At 30.3% G+C, this 4,129-nt stretch carries 6 protein-coding genes; 1 reads left to right on the forward strand and 5 read right to left on the reverse strand.

What is annotated here, in order from left to right; translation table 11 throughout:
- The 5 genes from SA378_RS02680 to SA378_RS02700 all read right to left on the reverse strand — a co-directional run.
- A partial coding sequence (locus tag SA378_RS02680) for a DUF3343 domain-containing protein (RefSeq protein WP_318524449.1) occupies nucleotides 1-189 on the reverse strand: 189 nt, incomplete at its 3' end.
- Between the two features lie 111 nt (nucleotides 190-300).
- Nucleotides 301-885 (reverse strand): 5'-deoxynucleotidase, encoded by a 585-nt coding sequence (gene yfbR, locus SA378_RS02685; RefSeq protein WP_318524450.1) that lies wholly within the window; start codon nucleotides 883-885, stop codon nucleotides 301-303.
- A gap of 24 nt (nucleotides 886-909) precedes the next feature.
- Nucleotides 910-2,019: an FAD:protein FMN transferase gene (locus tag SA378_RS02690; RefSeq protein WP_318524451.1), complete on the reverse strand. Its 1,110-nt coding sequence runs from the start codon at nucleotides 2,017-2,019 to the stop codon at nucleotides 910-912.
- A 187-nt stretch (nucleotides 2,020-2,206) separates the two neighbouring features.
- Nucleotides 2,207-2,515, reverse strand: coding sequence for a DUF1540 domain-containing protein (locus tag SA378_RS02695; protein ID WP_318524452.1), 309 nt, complete (start codon nucleotides 2,513-2,515; stop codon nucleotides 2,207-2,209).
- Between the two features lie 53 nt (nucleotides 2,516-2,568).
- On the reverse strand, nucleotides 2,569-3,645 hold the full coding sequence (locus SA378_RS02700; protein ID WP_318524453.1) for a DUF3810 domain-containing protein: 1,077 nt from the start codon (nucleotides 3,643-3,645) through the stop codon (nucleotides 2,569-2,571).
- 197 nt (nucleotides 3,646-3,842) lie between these two features.
- Here SA378_RS02700 and SA378_RS02705 point away from each other — a divergent pair.
- Nucleotides 3,843-4,129, forward strand: a 287-nt coding sequence (locus SA378_RS02705) for an aldo/keto reductase (RefSeq protein ID WP_318524454.1), incomplete at its 3' end; no start/stop codon positions are given.

Consider the following 4,129-nt stretch of genomic DNA (forward strand, 5'->3'; position numbering starts at 1 on the left):
GTTATTAGCAATAATTGTTTTTAAATTGTCTATATCTTCCTTGAAAAATCTTATGCACAGATCGCAACTTGAACTTATGCTTCTTGGAACTTGTATTATTTTATATTGTATATTATAGTTTTTTAATGCTGCTTCAACTTTCATTGCGTATGAAACAGATTTGAAAGTCATATAATTGTATTGATTCATGGTTTACCTGCATTTTTTTATTTTAGTATAGCAACTTAAATCTTATGAGTCTAATAAAATAAAGTTATAATTAAGGTTTTAATTATAACTTTATTTTATACAATATAATTCTTAATTCATTTCATCTAATGTTAGACTGTATCCTTCTAAAAATTCATCAATAAATATATTTACATCTTCTCTGTTCATGTTGTTTATTTCATTGAATATTGATTGTTTTGCCTTTAAAAATTCCTTGTTGCCTGATTTTTCTTCTTCAATACACTTAATGTAAGCACTTATTTTGTCTGCAGCCTTTATAGTCTTCCATATCTCAGCTTCTTCTTCTCTTGGTATCAACACGGCTTCATAGTCATCATAAAAATCATCAGGCAATAATTTAAGAAGCTTTTTATTTGCAGTAAGTTCTACTTCCTTGTATGCTGTCTTTATAACATGATTAAAATATTTGACTGGGGTTGGCATATCTCCTGTAAATATTTCCGAAGCATCGTGGTAAATTGCATACAATGCAGTTTTTTCAGGATTAACATCCATGTTTAATCTCTTTTTCTGAATTATAGTTAAGGCATGAGCTATTACTGCAACATCAAGGCTGTGCTCCGAAACATTCTCATCTTTGATATTGCGCATTAATCCCCATCTGTTTATATATTTCATTCTTGATATAAAAGCAAAAAAATTTGATTTTTTCATTTATATTCTCCATCAAAATAACGGTTAGTTACCATCTGTACCGGAAGCACCATAACTTTTCATAATTTTTTTCATTCCTTCAGTGACTTCTATTGTTCCATCTTTAAAAATCCATAAAGCTTCCACACCGTCTAATGATTCAACCAAAGCTTTACCTTCTTCATATGGAAGCAAAAATACAGTAGTTGATAAAAAGTCTGCTCTTCCTGAATTTTCTGTAAGTATGGAAACTGCTCTGAAATAATCACCAGGCATTAATGTTTTAGGATCAATCAAGTGATGAATGGTTTTATCGCCTACCATATAAAATCTCTGATAATCACCACTTGTAACTACTGAAGAATCATTTGCAAAAACAGTTTCCAACACACTTTCTTGCGAATTATCTAATACACTTTCAGGGTTTTGTATACCTACTCCCCATTTATTTCTTTGTCCATCCAGTGGTTTACCAAATGTTCTTATATTTCCGCCTGCACTTATAATTCCTGAAGTGAAACCTTCTTTCACAATTTCCTGAACAATTACTTCAGTTGCATAACCTTTTGCTACAGCTCCAACATCCAAACTCATTAAAGGATCATCCAAATAAACCGTGCTGTCTTCAACATCAACCATTACTTTGCTCAAATCCGTATGTTCATTTGCTGCGAGCAAAATGTCCATAGGAGGTATTTTTGCATTTAAAGGGTCTGCTTCAGCTTCATCTCTGTAATCATGCCAGATTTTAAGCACTGAACCCATTGCAATATTTGTTTGTTTTCCTACATTTTCATACATATCTTTAGAAAAAAGAATTAAATCAATAATATCCTTGTCTACCTTAACAGGCTTCACTCCAGCATAATCATTTATTGTTTTAATGTTGTTAATTCCTTCATAGTCATTATACTTATCGTATAACATATGAAGCTCTAACATCCTGTCGTGAATTTCTTCTGCATATAAATTAAATTCCTCTTCAGTTTCGGTATAACCCACAACTTGAGTTACGGTATCAAATGTATCTAAAAAAGTATAACTGTACTTTTTATATGCCTGTTCTGTTTCCGGTTCTTGTTTTTGTTTTTCACAACCGGCAAAAAGAGCAAAAATTGAAACTATTGCTAATAATAAAAGAATAATTTTTTTCATATTTATCACCCTAAATTATAATATCAAATAAACTTAATATTATCAACGAAAAAATATCTTTCTTAAATTTTAATTTGGATGTTTGTCAAAAGTTGCCTGCTGTTATTAATATAATCAATTCATTATTACTGAATACATTAAACAAAAGGATGCCGAAGGCATCCTTTTGTTTAAATTTATTTTTACATTAGCTTTTAAATGTACTGCAGCATGTTTCCTCAGATACTTGTGCATTTTTTCCATTCACTACTACATCAGCAGACTGACATATTCCTGCTTTATTAAAGACACATTTTACAGCCCCACATTTTATTTCTGTATTACTATTTGGCTCACTTACAGAACTTTTGACTCCCGGTTTCTGTTCAATAAATGTTTCACAGCAAGTTTGACGGCTTTCAACAGCACTGTTTCCGTCAACAGTAATTGCAGGTGCACAACATCCCATCCTATTGTTGTAGTAGCAATTTGTTACAGTACAAACTATTTTTGCCATAATATAATCTCCTTCACTATTAGTAATGTTATTTTATCCCAATAGTAATTATATTATACTGATTCTCTGTAATAAGCTAAAAGCAAATCAACCATTCTTCCATAGCTTTTTATACCGTCTTCTTGATTATTTGCCTTTAAATAAGTGTCATTAATATTTTTTGAAATTTCTGCAACTTTAGTGTCAAATTGTTTCCAATAATTTTTAGAAAATTTTAAGTTATTTCTATCATCTTCAGAATATGTTTCATAAAGTTTTTCAAAAGCGTCGTAATCCTCATAGTACAAAACATTCATGCTATATGACAAAGCAAGCATAGTCCCGCTGTATGCAAAATCATCATAGCCTGAATTGGTGCATGCTAAATATGAGATGAAGTTTGCTTCTTCTTCCCTCATAAATCCTCTTAAATGAACAAGCTCATGAAGCATTATTGCAGGAATTTGATATGGTGGAATGTCTACATTTACATTTGCTTCAAACGTAAATGGGAAAAAAACTCCTGTTATGTTCATGTAAGACATAACTTTCGACAGTCTTACTGGCTTTGGAGCAGGATAATTGCCTTTTAAAATTTCATATTCAGATGCTATGTTGTTAAATGAATTTTTAGCTCTCTCTGCTGTACCGTAATAATTATGATCATAAAGCTCCGCTGTATTTTCATCACTTGTATGAAGTTCTGCACGCATTTCATTTGCATCATTAATTAGTACTTCACACATATTTATTAACTCTTCTTTTGAAGATTCCTTTATTTCCAGCCCGCTATAACGTGTAAATTCATATCTGTAATAATTCAACCCGCAAAACAATACAAATAAACAATACATACACGAAACTGCAACGCCAATATTTACAATATAATTTTTGAAAAAATCTGTCGTTTTATACTTAAAACTGTTTATTGTCATACTCAATGTATACAATATTAATAAAATTATTAACGCTACAATTATTACTTCAGCTAAGGAAAATGAGCTTTTAGAAGTAAAAAAACTTATTGCCCCAGCGAATACCGGATAAATCTCTACAGCATAAAATTCTGCAAAACTCATATATAATTTTGCATATATAGTGAGTATTAAAGATATAGGTATTAAAATTAAAAACATAAGTCTATTTTTCATATTTTACCTCTATATCATGGTTTTTTAATATTATAACATATATATAGACAATATCCATTAAAAATTTATAATAATGAAATCCTTCGCTACCGCTAGGATAACACCACATATTATTGTTGGTTGCATGTTTCTCATTTTTTGCTATAATTGTTAGTATATAATATTTATTTTAAAATATTAAAGAAAGCAGGCTTATTATGGATAAGAAATTTATAGAAAAATTTAACGCAACCCTCCCGAAATTAGGATTTGGATGCATGAGATTTCCTGTTAAGGATAATAAAATTGATTTCGATGCTGCAAAAGAAATGATTCATTATGCCATGGACAATGGTTTAAATTATTTTGATACAGCTTACAATTACCACAACGGAGAATCACAAGAATTTTTGGGAAAAGTATTGTCTGAATTCGAAAGAGAAAGCTACTATCTTACGAACAAGCTTCCTGTATGGAAAGTGAAGGAAGAAGCAGATGCCGAAAA

This window comes from Sedimentibacter sp., assembly GCF_033447055.1.
In the GTDB taxonomy this organism is placed as follows: Bacteria; Bacillota; Clostridia; order Tissierellales; family Sedimentibacteraceae; genus Sedimentibacter.

Bases quoted from the DNA above. Each gene is read 5' to 3' on its own strand.
- yfbR (WP_318524450.1), bottom strand. From the start codon at position 885: ATGAAAAAATCAAATTTTTTTGCTTTTATATCAAGAATGAAATATATA.
- SA378_RS02690 (WP_318524451.1), bottom strand. From the start codon at position 2,019: ATGAAAAAAATTATTCTTTTATTATTAGCAATAGTTTCAATTTTTGCT.
- SA378_RS02695 (WP_318524452.1), bottom strand. From the start codon at position 2,515: ATGGCAAAAATAGTTTGTACTGTAACAAATTGCTACTACAACAATAGG.
- SA378_RS02700 (WP_318524453.1), bottom strand. From the start codon at position 3,645: ATGAAAAATAGACTTATGTTTTTAATTTTAATACCTATATCTTTAATA.